Source organism: Rhodanobacter sp. Soil772 (assembly GCF_001428385.1).
Classification (GTDB): Bacteria; Pseudomonadota; Gammaproteobacteria; order Xanthomonadales; family Rhodanobacteraceae; genus Rhodanobacter.
In genome coordinates this window covers 366,697-382,571 of the sequence record NZ_LMSK01000001.1, presented here as the reverse complement: position 1 = coordinate 382,571, position 15,875 = coordinate 366,697, and the positions used below count along the sequence as shown (strand labels likewise).

Annotated in this window: 16 protein-coding genes; 5 read left to right on the top strand and 11 right to left on the bottom strand. The window is 67.1% G+C overall.

The window, feature by feature from the left end:
• The first annotated feature begins 276 nt into the window (after positions 1 to 276).
• The 5 genes from phaR to ASG75_RS01900 all read left to right on the top strand — a co-directional run bounded on the left by phaR (position 277) and on the right by ASG75_RS01900 (position 5,483).
• Complete coding sequence (phaR, locus tag ASG75_RS01920) at positions 277 to 774, top strand: polyhydroxyalkanoate synthesis repressor PhaR (protein WP_056385205.1); 498 nt, start codon at positions 277 to 279, stop codon at positions 772 to 774.
• A gap of 114 nt (positions 775 to 888) precedes the next feature.
• A complete protein-coding gene (phbB, locus tag ASG75_RS01915; RefSeq protein WP_056385203.1) occupies positions 889 to 1,650 on the top strand; it encodes an acetoacetyl-CoA reductase in 762 nt (253 codons plus the stop codon).
• A 213-nt stretch (positions 1,651 to 1,863) separates the two neighbouring features.
• Positions 1,864 to 3,414 (top strand): M4 family metallopeptidase, encoded by a 1,551-nt coding sequence (locus ASG75_RS01910; protein WP_056385201.1) that lies wholly within the window; start codon positions 1,864 to 1,866, stop codon positions 3,412 to 3,414.
• A gap of 214 nt (positions 3,415 to 3,628) precedes the next feature.
• On the top strand, positions 3,629 to 5,083 hold the full coding sequence (locus ASG75_RS01905) for an NAD(P)/FAD-dependent oxidoreductase (protein ID WP_056385199.1): 1,455 nt from the start codon (positions 3,629 to 3,631) through the stop codon (positions 5,081 to 5,083).
• A complete protein-coding gene (locus tag ASG75_RS01900) occupies positions 5,076 to 5,483 on the top strand; it encodes a DUF3293 domain-containing protein (protein ID WP_056385197.1) in 408 nt (135 codons plus the stop codon). Before ASG75_RS01905 ends, ASG75_RS01900 begins: the two co-directional genes overlap by 8 nt.
• Positions 5,484 to 5,600: 117 nt before the next feature.
• On the opposite strand, the gene gspF is transcribed toward ASG75_RS01900, so the two are convergent.
• From gspF to ASG75_RS01845, 11 genes are all read right to left on the bottom strand, one after another.
• On the bottom strand, positions 5,601 to 6,806 hold the full coding sequence (gene gspF / locus ASG75_RS01895) for a type II secretion system inner membrane protein GspF (RefSeq protein ID WP_056385195.1): 1,206 nt from the start codon (positions 6,804 to 6,806) through the stop codon (positions 5,601 to 5,603).
• A 4-nt stretch (positions 6,807 to 6,810) separates the two neighbouring features.
• On the bottom strand, positions 6,811 to 8,286 hold the full coding sequence (gene gspE, locus ASG75_RS01890; RefSeq protein WP_056385193.1) for a type II secretion system ATPase GspE: 1,476 nt from the start codon (positions 8,284 to 8,286) through the stop codon (positions 6,811 to 6,813).
• A 7-nt stretch (positions 8,287 to 8,293) separates the two neighbouring features.
• Positions 8,294 to 10,384 carry a type II secretion system secretin GspD gene (gene gspD / locus ASG75_RS01885; protein WP_056385191.1) on the bottom strand — a complete coding sequence of 697 codons (2,091 nt, stop codon included), beginning with the start codon at positions 10,382 to 10,384 and terminating at the stop codon, positions 8,294 to 8,296.
• A gap of 34 nt (positions 10,385 to 10,418) precedes the next feature.
• The gene (locus ASG75_RS01880; protein WP_056385189.1) at positions 10,419 to 10,889 is read right to left on the bottom strand and encodes a type II secretion system protein N; all 471 of its coding nucleotides are present in this window, start codon (positions 10,887 to 10,889) and stop codon (positions 10,419 to 10,421) included.
• 70 nt (positions 10,890 to 10,959) lie between these two features.
• Entirely contained in the window at positions 10,960 to 11,769 is an 810-nt protein-coding gene (locus ASG75_RS01875) for a type II secretion system protein N (RefSeq protein ID WP_082547467.1), read from the bottom strand.
• Positions 11,766 to 12,254, bottom strand: coding sequence for a type II secretion system protein GspM (gene gspM, locus ASG75_RS01870; RefSeq protein ID WP_056385185.1), 489 nt, complete (start codon positions 12,252 to 12,254; stop codon positions 11,766 to 11,768). The genes ASG75_RS01875 and gspM overlap by 4 nt, the downstream gene beginning before the upstream one ends.
• A complete protein-coding gene (gspL, locus tag ASG75_RS01865) occupies positions 12,251 to 13,462 on the bottom strand; it encodes a type II secretion system protein GspL (protein ID WP_056385183.1) in 1,212 nt (403 codons plus the stop codon). Before gspL ends, gspM begins: the two co-directional genes overlap by 4 nt.
• Positions 13,459 to 14,379: a type II secretion system minor pseudopilin GspK gene (gspK, locus tag ASG75_RS01860; protein WP_056385181.1), complete on the bottom strand. Its 921-nt coding sequence runs from the start codon at positions 14,377 to 14,379 to the stop codon at positions 13,459 to 13,461. The genes gspL and gspK overlap by 4 nt, the downstream gene beginning before the upstream one ends.
• On the bottom strand, positions 14,376 to 14,975 hold the full coding sequence (gene gspJ, locus ASG75_RS01855) for a type II secretion system minor pseudopilin GspJ (protein ID WP_056385179.1): 600 nt from the start codon (positions 14,973 to 14,975) through the stop codon (positions 14,376 to 14,378). The genes gspK and gspJ overlap by 4 nt, the downstream gene beginning before the upstream one ends.
• Positions 14,972 to 15,367, bottom strand: coding sequence for a type II secretion system minor pseudopilin GspI (gene gspI / locus ASG75_RS01850; protein WP_056385177.1), 396 nt, complete (start codon positions 15,365 to 15,367; stop codon positions 14,972 to 14,974). The genes gspJ and gspI overlap by 4 nt, the downstream gene beginning before the upstream one ends.
• A complete protein-coding gene (locus tag ASG75_RS01845; protein WP_056385176.1) occupies positions 15,345 to 15,866 on the bottom strand; it encodes a GspH/FimT family pseudopilin in 522 nt (173 codons plus the stop codon). Before ASG75_RS01845 ends, gspI begins: the two co-directional genes overlap by 23 nt.
• Positions 15,867 to 15,875: the final 9 nt, after the last annotated feature.

Genomic DNA, 15,875 nt, shown 5'->3' with positions numbered 1-15,875 from the left:
GACATCCGTCCACGACTGAGTGATGACGCCGGCATGCGGGCAAACAGACCCGGCCCTTCGGGTTGCCATCGAGTGGCCGCCATGCGGCAGCGCGCGGCTTGGCCTGCCAGTCAGGCAGGCGCTGCGCCACGCACTACCACCTGGCGGCCACTCGATGACAACGCGGGGTACTTGAAGATCATGAGCAGGCTCTTAAATTGCTGCAGCCGCCGGCTGCAGCATGAACACCCGGGCCACGACTGGTGCGGCGCAATATCTTCTGCTAGCGTTCGCCGCATGGCACAAACAAAACGCACCATCAAGAAGTACCCGAACCGGCGTCTCTACGACACGGAGATCTCCAGCTACATCACGCTGGAAGAGGTTCGCCAGCTGGTCCTGGATAACGAGGACTTCGAAGTCCGCGACGCCAAGAGCGGCGAGGATCTGACCCGTTCGGTCCTGCTGCAGATCATCTCCGAGCACGAAGACAAGGGGCAGCCGATGCTGTCGCCGCAGTTGCTCAGCCAGATCATCCGCTTCTACGGCGATTCGCTGCAGGGCTTCATGGGACCCTACCTGGAGCGCAGCCTGCAGGTGTTCCTGGACCAGCAGACGCAGTTCCGCAGCCAGCTCAACAGCCTGATGGGGCAAACCCCCTGGAACACACTGAACGACCTGACCGAACGCAACATGGCCGCGTTCCAGGCCATGCAGCGCGGGCTGATCGACACCGCCGCCCAGGTGATCCCGACCCCGGGCGCCGGCAGTCGCGGCGGCAAGAAATCCGGCTGATTCCAGCCCGGCCGACGGCGCGCATCGACGCACCGTCCGTCTGTTTCCCGATCCGATCGCTGCAGCACAGCACGTGCTGCCTTGCGGCATGATCAAGCCATTGGATACACAGCCATGAGCCATTCCGCCCTACCCAAGCGCGTCGCCCTGGTCACCGGCGGCATCGGCGGCCTCGGCACGGAAATCTGCCGCCAGCTGGCCCGGGCCGGCCGCCGGGTGATCGCCCTGGACCTCGCTTCGCGGGAGGAGCGCGTGGCCGCATTCCACGCCGAAACCGCCGATTTCGGCGATACCATCGCGTTCGAGCCGGTCGATGTCAGCGACTTCGACAGCTGCCAGCAGCTGGTCGCGCGCATCGAGCAGCAGCACGGCAGCGTCGACGTCCTGGTCAACGCCGCCGGCATCACCCGCGACGCCAGCCTGCGCAAGATGACGCCGCAGCAATGGCACGAGCTGATGCGGGTGAACCTGGATGGCGTGTTCAACATGTGCCGCAACGTGGTCGAAGGCATGACCGCGCGCGGCTTCGGCCGCATCGTCAACATCAGCTCGGTCAACGGCCAGACCGGCCAGTTCGGGCAGACCAACTATTCCGCCGCCAAGGCCGGCGTGCACGCCTTCGGCATGGCGTTGGCGCGCGAGACCGCGCGCAAGGGCGTCACCGTCAACACCGTGTCGCCCGGTTACTGCGACACCCCGATGGTCGCCGCCGTCTCCGCCGACATCCGCGCCCAGATCGTCGCCGACATTCCGATCGGCCGGCTCGGTTCGCCCGCCGACATCGCCCGCGCGGTGGTCTTCCTCAGCGCCGACGATGGCGGCTACATCACGGGCGCCAACCTGCCGGTGAATGGCGGCTACTTCATGAGCTTCTGAGCCGGGCACGGCTTGGCCCCCGGAGCACTTCCGGGTAGCGCCGATATACGAAATATGGTCATTGACCAGGACTGGGGCGAGGCGTAGTTTCCTGCGATCCGGTCGCCGATCTGTCCTGGGGGGGACTTCCCGCGACCGGGCCGCAAGACGTACCACCACCGGGGAAACCGGCCTGGGACGTCTTTCCAGTCACACTAGGGAGGGGAAACACTGATGATGCACAAACCACTTGTCGTTGCGCTGTTGGGCGCTATCGGCCTGGCCGCCATGTCCGATGCCGGTGCCGCCACGCACACGCGCGTTCAGGCCCAATCCATGGGCAAGATCGCGCCCGCAGCCCTCGCCAGCCGCATCGGTCTGGATGCCGATGCCTCGTTGTCGCCGCGCCTGCAGGCACGTACCGCCCACGGAACCCTCAAAACCCGTGAGCAACAGACTTTCCGCGGCGTGCCCGTATACGGCCGCAGTGTCGCGGTGGAACGCGACGGCAGCGGCAACGTACTCGGCGTCAGCGGCGAGATCTCGCGCGGGATCGGCCACGACATCAGCTCGGTCGCCCCCGCCATCAGCGGCGCCCGCGCGACCGCCCTCCTGCGCGCGCACGCCGGCCTTCTACCGCTCGGCATCGGCGTCAACGGCATCCAGGACAGCGACATCCAGAGCGCGAAGAGCGAGCTGTACGTCTACGCCGAAGGCAACCGCGCGCGTCTCGCCTACGTCACGTCGTTCTTCGTCGATCGTAACGGCGCGCCGACGCGCCCGATGGCAATCATCGACGCCAACACCGGGGAAGTGATCCAGTCCTGGGAAGGCCTCACCACCAAGGGCAAGCCGGGTGGTGGTGGCGGCGGCACCGGCACTCCCGCCCTCGCCACCGGCGCCGGCGGCAACCTGAAGACCGGCCAGTACTTCTACGGCACCGACTATGCGGCGCTCGCCGTCACCCAGTCCGGCTCTACCTGCACCATGCAGAATCCGGACGTGGCGACCAACAACATGGCCGGCAGCACGCGCCGCGGCACGCTGTGGAGCTTCATCTGCCCGAACAGCAGCGGCGATGCCGCAAACGGCGCGTATTCGCCGATCAACGACGCGCACCACTTCGGCAGCGTCGTGCACGACATGTACAACAGCTGGCTCGGCGCGCCGCCGCTGAGCTTCTCGCTGGTGATGAACGTGCACTACGGCCGCAACTACGAGAACGCGTTCTGGAACGGCTCGTCGATGAACTTCGGTGACGGCGCCAGCTACTTCTATCCGCTGACTTCGCTGGACGTCACCAGCCACGAGATCAGCCACGGCTTCACCGAACAGAACTCCAACCTGCAGTATTCCGGCCAGTCCGGCGGCATGAACGAGGCGTTCTCGGACATGGCCGGCGAAGCCGCCGAATACTTCGACCGCGGCCACAACGACTGGCTGGTGGGTGCGGAGATCATCAAGAACGGCACCGCGCTGCGCTGGATGTGCACGCCGACGCTGGACGGCGGCTCGATCGACAACGCGGCGAACTACACCAGTTCGCTGGACGTGCATTACTCCAGCGGCGTCTACAACAAGGCGTTCTGCACGCTGGCGAAGTCGTCGAACTGGAATACGAAGAAGGCCTTCGAGGTCTTCGCGCACGCCAACGCGATGTACTGGACGGCGACCTCCACGTTCAACGCCGGCGCCTGCGGCGTGGAATCCGCGGCAGACGACTACGGCTACTCGCGCAGCGACGTGGTGGCGGCGTTCAACGCCGTCGGCGTGACCTGCCAGTAAGCAACAAGGAAGTACGTGGAAAAGAAGGGCCGGCCCGCCAGGGTCGGCCCTTCTCGTTGCTGCCGAGAAAACCGCGGCATCCACACCGGATTCGCCGGCATCGGACACCAACCACCCACCCGGCAGCGCTCTTGCGGCACGAAATGGATCGCCCGGGATTGCAGTCCCGCTTCGCTTGCGGAACAGTGAGCAGATTCCCCTCACGGACCGCAGCATGGCGCAGCAACCCATCACCCTCATTGGCGGCGGTCTGGTCGGCGCGTTGCTGGCGCAACAGCTGGCGCGACGCGGCTTCGCGGTCGAGGTTTTCGAGAAACGGCCTGATCCGCGGCTGGCCGGCTTTCTGGGCCGCTCCAGCGCATCCTGCGCCCGCGGCACTCGTCCATCCATGGACAGCGGTGGCCGCTCGATCAACCTGGCGCTGGCCGAACGCGGGCTGCAGGCGCTGCGCACGGCCGGCCTGGCCGACGACGTGCTGCAGCGCGCGGTGATGATGCGCGGACGCATGGTGCACGACCGCGACGGCAACAGCGGCCTGCAGCGCTACGGCGTGGACGACAGCGAGGTGATCTGGTCGGTCTCGCGCGGCGCGCTGAACATGCTGCTGCTGGATGCGGCCGAGGCGGTCGGCGTGCGCTTTCATTTCGGCCAGTCGCTGGTCGGCGCCGACTTCGGGCGGCAGCGCATCCGGCTCGCCGACGAGGCTGGCGTGGAGCGCGAACTGGATGTCGGCCTGCTGGTCGGCGCGGACGGCGCCGGCTCCGCGGTGCGCGCGGCAATGAACGAGCATGCGCCGTTGGGCGAGCGGATCGAGTCGCTCGGCCACGGCTACAAGGAACTGGAAATTCCGCCGGCCAGCCAGTTGCCGGCCGCGGTGCTGCAGCTCAGCGGCGGCCGCGACCAGTTCGCGCTGGAGCCGCACGCGCTGCACATCTGGCCGCGCGGCGGCTACATGTGCATCGCACTGCCGAATACCGAAGGCAGCTTCACCGTCACGCTGTTCCTGCCGGCGCAGGGCGCCGCGCCGAGTTTCGCCACCCTGCCCGATGCCACGGCCGCGGCTGCATTCTTCCGCGAACAGTTCCCGGGCCTGCCGCCGCTGATCCCGCGCTTCGACGAGGATTTCGACAGCCATCCGGTCGGCACGCTGTCCACGCTGTACCTCGACCGCTGGCATCTGGGCGGCCGCGCGCTGCTGCTGGGCGACGCCGCGCACGCGATCGTGCCGTTCCACGGCCAGGGCATGAATTGCGGCTTCGAGGACACCGTGGTGCTGGCGAACCTGCTGGCCGAGGCGCCGGACGACAGCGCCGACGTGTTCGCCGAATTCCAGCGCGTGCGCCAGCCGAACGCCGACGCGATCGCCGCGATGGCGCTGGAAAACTACGTCGAGATGCGCGACTCGGTGGTCGACCCGCACTACCTGGCCAAGCGCGAACTGGGTGCACTGCTGGCGCAGCGCTTGCCCAGCCACTACATGGCGCGTTATCGCCTGGTGACCTTCACCCATGTGCCCTACGCCTACGCACTGGAACGCGGGCGCGCGCAGGACGCCTTGCTGGAACGGCTGCTGGGCGGGGTAAACCAGGTGGCCGATGTCGACCCTGATGCCGCGGTGCAACTGTTCCAGTCCAGCCTGCCGCCCCTGCCGGAGCTTCGCCATGGATGAATTGCTGCGTGAAGCCTTCCGGGCCACGGCTTACCACGTCAACCTGGACACGCTGACCTGGGCCACGATCCGCATCGACCTGCCGCTGCCCGCCGAACTCATGGCTGCAGTCGGAGCCCGGCCCTGGGCCTTCATCACCGCCTGGAATCCACAGGCACGCCGTCGCGCGGCGGCAGACAACATCGCCGCTCAACAGGCGTTGCTGGCCGCGCTGCAAGACCTGCCTGACGTCAGCGTTTACCCGGCCATTGGCGTCGGCAGCAGCGGCTGGATCGAACCGAGCCTGTTCGTGATCGGAGCCGACACCGCCGTGATGGACCCGCTGGCCAAGCTTCACCGCCAACTGGCGTACGTGCACGGCCACGCCGATAGGGCCGCGCATCTGCGCGAACTCGAATAGCCCGACCGACGGCCGCACGCCGCAGGCACAAGCGCCGCCGGCACGGCGAAAACAGGCGATGACGAACATCAAGTGCCTGCTCAAGGCGCGGCCCCCGCGTTGCCGCCTGCGGGCGTCTCACCGCACCAACTGGTTGATCTCCATGATGGGCAGCAGGATGGCCAGGACAATGACCAGCACCACGCCGCCCATCACCAGAATCATGACCGGCTCAAGCAGGGTCAGCAGAACCGCCAGGCGTCGTTCGAGGGTCTGCGTTTCGAGCTGGGCCGCGCGTTCGAGCATGTGTTCGAGCTTGCCGCTGGATTCCCCGCTGCCCACCAGGTGCAGCATGAGTGGCGGGAAGATGTGCGTCGCACTCAGCGCGTGCGCCAGGCCTTCGCCTTCGCGCACGCGTTCGATAGCGGCCTTGATGCCATCGTGCATCACCATGTTGGACATGGCGCGGGCACTGTAGTCGAGTGCCGCCAGCAGTGGCACGCCACCACCGACGAGAATCGCCAGGGTGCTGGCAAAGCGCGAGGTGTTCAGCCCGCGGATGGCCGGTCCAAGCCCGGGCAGGCGCAGCAGGAAAGCATGCCAGCGGCGGCGATGGCGATCGCGCCGCAGCGCGACGCGCGCGCCCAGCGCGGCACAGACGCCGACGCCGGCAAGCCATGGCCCCGCCCCGCGCAGGAAGTCGGAAACGGCGATCAATCCACGGGTGAGCAGCGGCAGACTCTGCCGCGATTGCTGGAAAACCTGCACGATCTGCGGCACCACATAGACCAGCAACCCGGTCACCACGCAGATGGCCACGAACGTGACCAGCGCCGGGTACAGCAGCGCGAGGCTGGTTTTCTGATGGAGCGCCTGGCGGGCGTCCAGATAGTCGGCCAGATGCTGCAACACCTTGGGCAAGGCGCCGGACTCTTCGCCACCGCGTACCAGCGCCCGGTAGTAGTCGGGGAAATGCCGGCCGTAGATGCCAAGTGCCGCCGCCAGCGAAAGACCGCCGGTGACCTCGGCCTTGACGCCTCCAAGCACTTCCCGCGTCTTCATCGCCGAGACCTCCTCGATCAAGGCGGTCAACGCGTGTTCCATGGTCAACCCCGACGCAAGCAAGGTGGCCAGCTGGCGGGTCAGCAGGCTCAGCTCGGCGGCGGGGATGCCGCGCGACCACATCGGCGTGGCACGCTCCCGGTTGCGAACGCGGTCGACCTGCTCGGGATACAGGCCCTGGCTGCGCAGTTGGGTGCGGGCATGACGCGGGGAATCGGCCTGCACCACGCCGGACCTGGAGTGTCCGACGCTGTCGAGAGCCTGGTAGCGGAACGCCTCCATCGCGTCATCGTGCGCGCGTGACGCGCAGCACTTCCTCCACGCTTACCGTGCCTTCGGCGGCGAGCCGCATGCCGTCGTCACGCAGCGAACCCATGCCGCACGCGCTGGCGTGTTCGCGCAGCGTCTGCTCGTCGGCCCGATCGTGGACGAGCCGGCGCAACGCGTCATCGACGGTGAGCAACTCGTAGATACCCGTCCGACCTTTGTAGCCGGAGCGGTTGCACGCGAGGCAGCCACTCGGCGCGTGGAACTGGCCGGACGGGGACGCCAGGCCGAGGAAACGCAGCTGCGCGGCATCGGGTTCCAGTGGCTGCCGGCACTCCAGACAGAGTTTGCGCACCAGACGCTGGGCACCGATGCCAATCAGGCTGGAGGCCAGCAAAAAGGGTTCGACGCCCATGTCGACCAGACGGGTGACCGCGCTCACCGCATCGTTCGTGTGCAGCGTGGTGATGACCAGGTGGCCGGTGAGGCTGGCCTGGATGGCAATCTCGGCGCTCTCCAGGTCGCGTATCTCGCCAATCATGATCACATCCGGATCCTGGCGCAGAATGGTGCGCAAGGCGCGCGCGAAACTCATGTCGATGCGACTGTTGGTTTGCGTCTGGTTGATGCCGTCGAGGTCGTACTCGATCGGGTCCTCGACCGTCATGATGTTCAGCGCCTTCGGGTCCAGGCGCGACAGCGCGGCGTACAAGGTCGTGGTCTTGCCCGACCCGGTCGGGCCCGTCATCAGGATGATGCCGTGCGGTTCGTGGATCAGCGCATCCATTCGCGACAGCGTGCCGCCATCCATGCCCAACCGCGACAGGTCCAGCCGCCCCGCCTGCTTGTCCAGCAGACGCAGCACGACGCGTTCGCCGTGCCCGGTCGGGATCGTCGATACGCGCACGTCGATGGGCTTTCCGGCGGCACGCAGCGCGATGCGGCCATCCTGCGGCAGGCGTTTCTCGGCGATGTCCAGCTGCGCCATGATTTTTATGCGCGACACGATGGCCGTGTGCAGCGCACGTGCCGGTTCGATCAGGTCGCGCAGCGTGCCGTCGATGCGCAGGCGCACCACCGAGCGCGACTCGAACGGCTCGATATGGATATCCGAGGCGCCCTCGCGCAGCGCCTGGGTCAGCAGCGCGTTGATCAGGCGGATCAACGGCGCGTCGTTCTGGCTGTCCAGCAGATCCTCGACCCGAGGAATGTCCTGCAGCAACCGGGACAGATCCAGATCTTGCGCCAGGTCGTCCGCCAGGGCGGCAGCGCCTTCGCCTGCGCCGTTGTACAAGGCGGAGATGCGCTCGTCGAATTCGCCGGCACTGACGCGCTGCGCGCGAACGGGCATGCCCAGCGCACGCCGCAACTCGGCCAATGCTCCGGCCGACGCGCCGTACCGAACGACAGCTTCGGCGACGCCGTCGCCAAGCCCGGTAACGGCCACGCCGTTGGCCTTGACGAAGGCGTACGACACGGGTGGTTTCGTCAGCATGTCGTACTCATTGCGGATTGTCCGCAGCGGCTGGCGGGGTTGGCAGCAGCGGCAGCGGGTCGTTGCGGTGCACCGCGCCACGTACCGGCTCGGCGCGCAGTTGTTCGCCGCGGATGTAGCTGTAGCGCTCGTTGGTCAACGCATTGGCATCCTGCGAATCACGCAGGATGGTCGGGCGCAGGAACACCATCAGATTGGTCTTGGTGCGCGAATGGTTGTTGTAGCGGAACAAGCCGCCCAGCACCGGGATGCTGCCCAGCACGGGCACCCTGGATTCGCCGCCATTGACCGAGTCCTGGATCAGGCCGCCAAGCACGATGATCTGCCCGTCGTCGACGAGGACGGTCGACTCGATCGACCGCGTGTTGGTGATGACGCCGGCGGGATTGGCAGTGTCGACCACGCTCGACACTTCCTGGTAGATCTGCAGACGCACGACGCCGCCTTCCGATATCTGCGGGCGGATCTTCAGCGTCAGCCCCACATCCTTCCGCTCGATGGTCTGGAACGGCGACGGCGTGGTCGCTGCGCCCGAAACCGCGTACTGGCCGGTGATGAACGGGACGTTCTGGCCGACCACGATCTTCGCCTCCTCGTTGTCCAGGGTAAGCAGGGTCGGCGTGGACAGGATATTCGCGTTGTTGTCCGTCTGCAGCGCGCGCGCGAGCAGACCAAGGTTCAGGATCTGCACGCCACCGACGGTCACCGTTCCGCGCAGCGTGCCGATATTCAGCCCGGGACCGACGCTGGCCGGGTTCTGCGCAATGCCGATGATGTTCTGGCCGGCGCCGCCGAAATTGGTGCCGCCGAAAACCTGCGTGCCGGACTTCCCGATGCCGCCGAGGTCCTGCCACTGGATGCCGAACTCGCCGGCCTTGCCCGCGGTAAGTTCGACGATCAGTGCCTCGACGTAGACCTGCAGGCGGCGCGCATCGAGTTTTTCCACCACCGCACGCAGGTTGTTGTAGATCGCGTCGGGCGCCGTGATGATGATCGAATTGGTGGCGGCATCCGCCTGGATGATGCCCGGGGCGGCGGCAGACGGCGACGCGGCATCCGCCATCGCCGGCGCGCCATTGCCGCCGGCCGATGCCTGCAGGCCGCGGGTGGAAGTCGTACCAGCACCCTCGTTCAACGATGCCGCATCCTCTGTCGTGGCCGAGCCGGACGCCTGCGTGGGCGCAGCCGCGGTGCCCGAGTAGATGCCACGCAGAGTTTCGGCCAGCTTGGTCGCCTCGGCGTTCTTCAGATAGACCACGTGGACGTTGCCGGCAGCGCTGGTCGGCGAGTCGAGCATGGCGGCGAATTTCCGGATCTGCGCAAGCCGCGCCGGATCTGCCGCGCGCACCAGCAGGCTGTTGGAGCGGGCATCGGCGATCACCGCTATGCGCTGCGTGGGATCCGCTCCCTGCAGCGTCTGCACGGATTGCGGCGCCGACGCGAACAGGTTGTTGATGGTCCGCGCCGCATCCAGCGCGGACGCATGCCGCAGGACGATCATCGCCGCGCCGGCGTCCTCCGGCTGATCGATCGCCGCGATGATGCCCGCCAGCCGTTCGAGATTGCTGGCGTAGTCGGTGACGATCAACGTGTTGCTGCTTTGCAGCGCCGTGATGGTGTTGTTGGGCGCCACCAGCGGACGCAGCGTGGGCACGAGTTGCACCGCCGACTGATGGGTCAGGGTGAATACGCGCGTCTGCATGCCGTCGCTGGCCGCCGGTCGACCGGTCACGACATTGCGGTGCAGCTTGGCGTCCGCCTCCGGCAGGATCTTGACGAGCCCGTGGTCTTCGACGGCGGTGAACCCCTGCAGGCGCAGCGCTGACAGGAAGACGTCATACACGGCGTCGCGCGGCACCGGCTGGGCCGAGATGATGTTGACGGTGCCCTTGACGCGCGGATCGATCACGAAATTCTTGCCGGTGATTTCTGCCATCGCCTTCACCACGCCCTCGATGTCCGCATCGACGAAATTGAGCGTGACGGTCTTGGACGACGCCGAACTTTCCGGCGGCGGCGCGGCGGCTCGCGACACCGGGGCGCCCGCGCCGAGCAGGACCACGGCCATGGCGGCGAGCTGCAACCAATGGTGTTTCATGCTTGTGTGCACGGGAGGAATGGCCAGTGGCGTTTCATCGGACGGAAGTACTCGTGGTCGTGGCGGGAGCCTGGACGGGACGCGGCCAGACCAGGGTTTCGCGCGATCCGTTGCGCTGCAGGATCACTTGTTGCGGTAGAACCTTTTCAAGACGGATGCCCGGCGCGAGATATCCGCCGGCACGCACGAGCTGGGTCTCCTTCGCGTCGAGCTGCAGCAGCGCGTAACCGGACCCTTCCGGCATGGCAGCCATGACACCCAGCAGCTTGACCGCCAGCCCGGTCGGCACATCGGCGCGTGCGCCGCCCGGCGGCTGGCCAAACAGGTTGCCCGCGGCGGCGAGGCTGGCGGAAGGCTCGAAAGTCTGCATGGCCGCTGGCAGCGGCGATGGTGCCCACCACGCCCAAGTCCAGTACGCCAGCACGAAGCCAAGCAACGACAGCGCGCCGGCTTTCGACACGACGGCGATCGCCCTTTGCGCGAAATTCGATCGGCCGGATGACATGTCTGTATTCGCTCTCATTGCACGGATGGGATGGCCGCGGGAAGAATCGGGTTCCCGTACAGGGAAATCCTCACGGCGCGTCGGATCGTGGAGCAGCGTTTCCACCGCCGAGCGGCGAGTTGAATTGCAGTGCGAAATCGCCATCGCCGCGCTCGACGGCAATCAGGCGCAGCAGCGGTGCCAGTTGTGGACGGTGCTGGGCATCGACCCGCGCGGTGGCGGAAAACGTCAGGGGTCCGCTGCCACGCCATGACCCGCCGCCGTCCAGGCGGAGTGGGCCGCTGCGGGTTCGCAGCGTCGCCTGCAAATATCCGGCAGCGTCGTCAAGACGAAGCTCGTAGGTGCCGAGCGGCGCGATCGGAGTCAGGGCGGAGCCGGCGTCCTTCCACGTCACCACGGCATCGGCCGAAACCTTGTCCCCGGCGCTGGAGAACTTCGCGACATGAAAGACCAGATCGCCACGCGGGCCGAGCGGCGCGATCCGCGGAACAGCCATGCCGAGCGCGCTGGCCGGCAGGGAGAAATCGGCGTTGGACATCTCGATTCCGCTCGCCGAGATGCGCACCGGGAAACGCCCGGTGGCGTGGTCGACGGCGACCTCGAAGTCGAGACGCCCACGCCACAGCGCGCGAGGCTGCAGCGTCCAGGACAGATCCTTGCCGACGCCACCCTGCCCGTTCTTGTCGCGCACTTCGAGCCGCCCGTTGCCGGACCGCAGCGTGCCGTGCGCCTGTGCGAGACGCAGCGTCCCACCGGTGGCGTGCCGCAGGCCGCCATCGAGGAGCGTGGCCGGCGCCAGCACCACGAGAAACAGCACATAGGCCGCCAGCGTCACGCCGACGCCAGCGGCGATGCTTCGCCATGTCGGACGGCGCATCATCGACCAGGCCGTTCGAGAGTCGCCGTCACACTCACCTGACCGGGCGTGGACTGGGATTCGATCCGTACCGCGGCAAAGCGCAGGTGCTGCGCTCGCAGGGTGTCCGCCCAGGCCAGCCAATCGGTGAACACCACACTGCCGAATACCAACTTCACGTGAGATGCGTCCATCGACTCCATGCTCACCAGCGACCGGGCCAGTCCGCTGGAGTCCACCTGGCGTTGCACCAGCTGGCGCAAATCCGTCGTCGATGGCGTCGATGCCGGCATGGCGCGCAGACGCATGATCTCGTCCGCCTGCACGCCCTGGCGAATGGCCTGCGCCTGCAGTTGGGCAACGGCAGGCAGCAGCTGCCGGCGCGCCTGTGTCGTTGCCTGCAACAGCCACCCGTAAAGCGCGATGCCAAGACCGAGCGCGACGAACGCAATTACCCGGCGCTCCTGCGAGGATCGCGACGCCCACAGCCGATTCCATGCCTGCTTCATGGCGATCTCAACGTCAGCGTGACCGTGCCGTGACCGGCGCGAGGCGCCGCTTGCGGCACCTGGACGTCAAACCCCGCCTGAATCAGGCGGACCTCGACCCGGCGCACGAGTGTGTCCCCCGGTGCGCTCAATTCCAGCGTCATGCGCCCGTCCTCGTACGACAGCGCATGCAGCTGCGCGGTCGGTACGTCAGCCAGTGCGGCAACCACCCTACCGAGCATGACCTGGAAATCCCCGGCGTCCGGCTGGTTGGCGGCGTGCCGTGCCTTGGCCAGTTGCCGGCGCGTCTGCAACACCGGGTCCGCGACAGCGACGGCATCGGGGAACGCCGACCGAAAGCGCACTTCCATCTGCTGGCGAAGTTGATGCTGCTCGCTTGCCAGTCGCATGCGGTCGACCAGCAACGCCGCCGAGTGCAACACCAGCGCCGCAAGCAGAATCCAGCCAATCTGCCGCCAGCGCATGAGCGCGGCTGCGGATGGACGCCAGTGCTCGCGTTCCTGATCGATCCGAACCGCGGGCTTTGCCGGCGCCGTGCGCCAGTCCAGTTGCGGCGCGAGCCGTATGCCGACGCCGAGATTTCGCTGCCACGCCTCGACGTCCGGCTGCGCCGCAGGCGTCGCCGCATGGAGCGCAATCGAAGTGGGGACCGCATCGTGCGCGCGCGCGCCCTCAAGCAGCAGTTGCAGGGCCAGTGGCGGTGTCTGCCGATCGCCGCAATCGGTGGCGCCACCTTCAAACTCGCCGGTGCGCACATAACCTTCCTGCCCGTTCCAGGCGAGACTCCACTCTCCGCTTTGCACCGGCAGCATCAGCGTTTCGCAATACACGGCGTCGACGTGGACGCCGACGGCGCCCAGCGCGGCGCGCCAGCTTTGCAGTCGCTGCCGGCTCATCACGGCGAGCACCTCGTCGCCATCGACCTGGCCGAGCCTGCTCACCTGGTTGGCGTCCGGATCGGATGCCAGCATTTCCTCGGCCGCGTAGGCAAGCAGAGCTGCGGATCTGCGCCCGCGTGTCGCCGGCAATCGCGCTCGTGCAATCAGCACCTGGCTGGCGGCGAGCACCAGCTCGACTTGCGCGGCGCCCTGCGGCAGTTGCGCCAGCGCGCCATCCCCCGGGTGCACACCGGCGCTGTCGTCGAACAGCACCCACTCGCACGACGCGGGCACGGCCGACAGCGGACAGAAAATACGCAGCAGGCTCATCGGACTTTACGCCAGACAACATCGGGCCAGCGCGTCGGATTCGTCCGCGCCAGCAGCATCTGGCCGCGGGCCCGCGCCTTGCCGTAAGTCACCCGCAACGTGACCAGGAAATAGTCGCTGCCGACGCGGATGTCATGCCCGGGTACCGTGGCATCGTTGCCGAGCTGGCTCAGAAAGTCGGCGTTGTTGCGGTAGAAAACGCCGTTCCGGCGAGCGACCAGCGCCCGCGCCGAATCCAGATCCAGACCATCGACCACGGCGGCAAGGACTTCGGCAGGTGCCGTGTTCACGTTGAGCGCGGTGGTTGCCGGAAGCGCCGTGACAAACGGCTTGAGCTGCGCGCGCACGCCGGCGTCGAAGCCGCGCACCATGGCCAGTTCGTCCAGGTCGACCAACGGCCTGTTGGCCGTGAGATAGGGGTGGCCGAGCGCGCGGTAGTACGCGTCCTCCGCCCCGCCAGCCGGCTGCGCCGTGCCGTCGGCGTCGATCCAGTCGGCGAGCGTGTCAGCCAGTTCCGCAGGCAAGCCGAGAATGGACAGCAAACGTTGGAAACGCGTGTACTGCGTCACGTCGAGCTTGCCGTTCCGGACCATGTTGTTGAGATTGAACAGGCCCTGCTGATCCTCGATACGGCCGGCAAGTTCGCCGTTCTCGAACGGTATCGGTGGCAGCCGCAGGGCCCACGGCTCCCCGTCATGGTCGAGGTCCCCGCTGGTGCGGCGGTCGTCGAACAGCATCGCGCGCGTCCAGTCGCCTCCCGCCACGACCAGTTCCTCCGCCTGGACATGATCAGTGACCAGTCCAGCCTGACGCGACCACGTACTCAAGGCCACCAGCATGGTTGTGGCGGCCACCGCGGCCACGGCCATGATCGCCATCGCCATCAGCAAGGCCGCACCACGTTGCCGGCCCTTCATGAGCGCAGCGCGAATACGCGCACCACGGTTTCGCCGGAATCGAACTCGACTTGCAGGCGCACGGCCAGTGGCAGCGCCGGATCCGTCGACGCCGTCGGCCATGCGTTGTTCCAGGTCAGCGCCGGGCCGAGATATTGCAAGCTCAGGCGGGCGACGCCACCGAGCACCACGTACCGGGCCGGCGCTGCATCGGCAGCGACGTCGAGCGCGGGCCAGATCCACAATTCGATTTGATGCGCGCCGTTCACCCCATAACCGACGCGGCGCGGCGTGTCGACGCCGTCGCTCCCGGCAAAACGGGTGAATTCCAGCAGCGGCGCCCGCACCGCATTGCCCCGACCGAGCCACGCGGGCAAGGTACCGGCATCGTTTCGCACCGGGCGCGGCGCGGCGAGTTGCACGTCGCGCTCGAAGCGTGTGAAAAACGCCCCCGCCTGCCGCCACCGCGTGGATTCCGCCTGGATGTGGTCGCGCGATGCCATGACCACACCGAGCCCGCGATAGGCCATCAACGTGAGCAGCGAAAGCACGAGCAGCGCCGACAGCAGCTCGATCAAGGTGAAGCCACGGGCGCCACGAAGCCGGCCGACGTTCATCGGCGACTCTCCGAGGGATTCACGACAAAACCCACGGAATGCGCCAGGAAGTGCGATGCCTGCGCCGGCTCGAATACGAAGATGTCGACGCGCCGGAAGGCCGCGTTCGGCGTCGACGACACTTCTTCGCGCCAGCCGAGTTCAAGATTGCCCTGGCGCTGGGCGCCCGTGAGCACGCCGACCGGCAACCAGTCGCCGCGCGCGTGATGCTCCGCCAGGCGATCGGCAGCGACCCAGCCGGCAAACATGCGCGCTTGCAGCTCGCCGACATGGTGGGTGCCTTGCGTGGCCACGCGCAGCGCGGCCAGCAGCGACACCGCGACGATCGTCATGGCGACGAGAACCTCGACCAGGGTAAATCCCGGCGAGTTATTGTGCTGCCATGTCGCCATAGGTCTTTCCTTGTCCCGGCGCGATCCGCAAGTCGCCCACCGGAGAGCCGGCGACGCCGTAGCCGTCGGCGCCGAATGTCATATCCATCGAGAAAGCGGACATCGAACCGTCGGATGGAAACTCCAGGCGCAGAATCGCCTGTGGCGCGGCAGCTTCGTTGCGCAGCTGCGATATCACCACGCCGTGCGGAAGGCTGCGCGCACGCAACACGTCGTCATCGCGGATCTCCGACCACATGTCGTCACCGCCCTGCCGCCAGAATTTGTAGCCGTGACCGTCGGACGTCCAGACAATGGCGGTGCCGGACATCCGCGCTTCCTGGGCAGCAAGCTCCAGCAGTTGCGCAAGCCGCTCGGCTTCGACACGCAATACGTCGCGGTTGCCGGGTTGCAGCTTGGCGCCGATGGTTCCCACCAGGATGCCCATGATCAGCACCACAACCAGCATCTCGACCAACGAGAAGCCGCGCTTGTGGCAGCGAGTGGTGGCATGAAGCATCTGCGCTCG

Bases quoted from the DNA above. Each gene is read 5' to 3' on its own strand.
- phaR (WP_056385205.1), top strand. From the start codon at position 277: ATGGCACAAACAAAACGCACCATCAAGAAGTACCCGAACCGGCGTCTC.
- phbB (WP_056385203.1), top strand. From the start codon at position 889: ATGAGCCATTCCGCCCTACCCAAGCGCGTCGCCCTGGTCACCGGCGGC.
- ASG75_RS01910 (WP_056385201.1), top strand. From the start codon at position 1,864: ATGATGCACAAACCACTTGTCGTTGCGCTGTTGGGCGCTATCGGCCTG.
- ASG75_RS01905 (WP_056385199.1), top strand. From the start codon at position 3,629: ATGGCGCAGCAACCCATCACCCTCATTGGCGGCGGTCTGGTCGGCGCG.
- ASG75_RS01900 (WP_056385197.1), top strand. From the start codon at position 5,076: ATGGATGAATTGCTGCGTGAAGCCTTCCGGGCCACGGCTTACCACGTC.
- gspF (WP_056385195.1), bottom strand. From the start codon at position 6,806: ATGGAGGCGTTCCGCTACCAGGCTCTCGACAGCGTCGGACACTCCAGG.
- gspE (WP_056385193.1), bottom strand. From the start codon at position 8,286: ATGCTGACGAAACCACCCGTGTCGTACGCCTTCGTCAAGGCCAACGGC.
- gspD (WP_056385191.1), bottom strand. From the start codon at position 10,384: ATGAAACACCATTGGTTGCAGCTCGCCGCCATGGCCGTGGTCCTGCTC.
- ASG75_RS01880 (WP_056385189.1), bottom strand. From the start codon at position 10,889: ATGTCATCCGGCCGATCGAATTTCGCGCAAAGGGCGATCGCCGTCGTG.
- ASG75_RS01875 (WP_082547467.1), bottom strand. From the start codon at position 11,769: ATGATGCGCCGTCCGACATGGCGAAGCATCGCCGCTGGCGTCGGCGTG.
- gspM (WP_056385185.1), bottom strand. From the start codon at position 12,254: ATGAAGCAGGCATGGAATCGGCTGTGGGCGTCGCGATCCTCGCAGGAG.
- gspL (WP_056385183.1), bottom strand. From the start codon at position 13,462: ATGAGCCTGCTGCGTATTTTCTGTCCGCTGTCGGCCGTGCCCGCGTCG.
- gspK (WP_056385181.1), bottom strand. From the start codon at position 14,379: ATGAAGGGCCGGCAACGTGGTGCGGCCTTGCTGATGGCGATGGCGATC.
- gspJ (WP_056385179.1), bottom strand. From the start codon at position 14,975: ATGAACGTCGGCCGGCTTCGTGGCGCCCGTGGCTTCACCTTGATCGAG.
- gspI (WP_056385177.1), bottom strand. From the start codon at position 15,367: ATGGCGACATGGCAGCACAATAACTCGCCGGGATTTACCCTGGTCGAG.
- ASG75_RS01845 (WP_056385176.1), bottom strand. From the start codon at position 15,866: ATGCTTCATGCCACCACTCGCTGCCACAAGCGCGGCTTCTCGTTGGTC.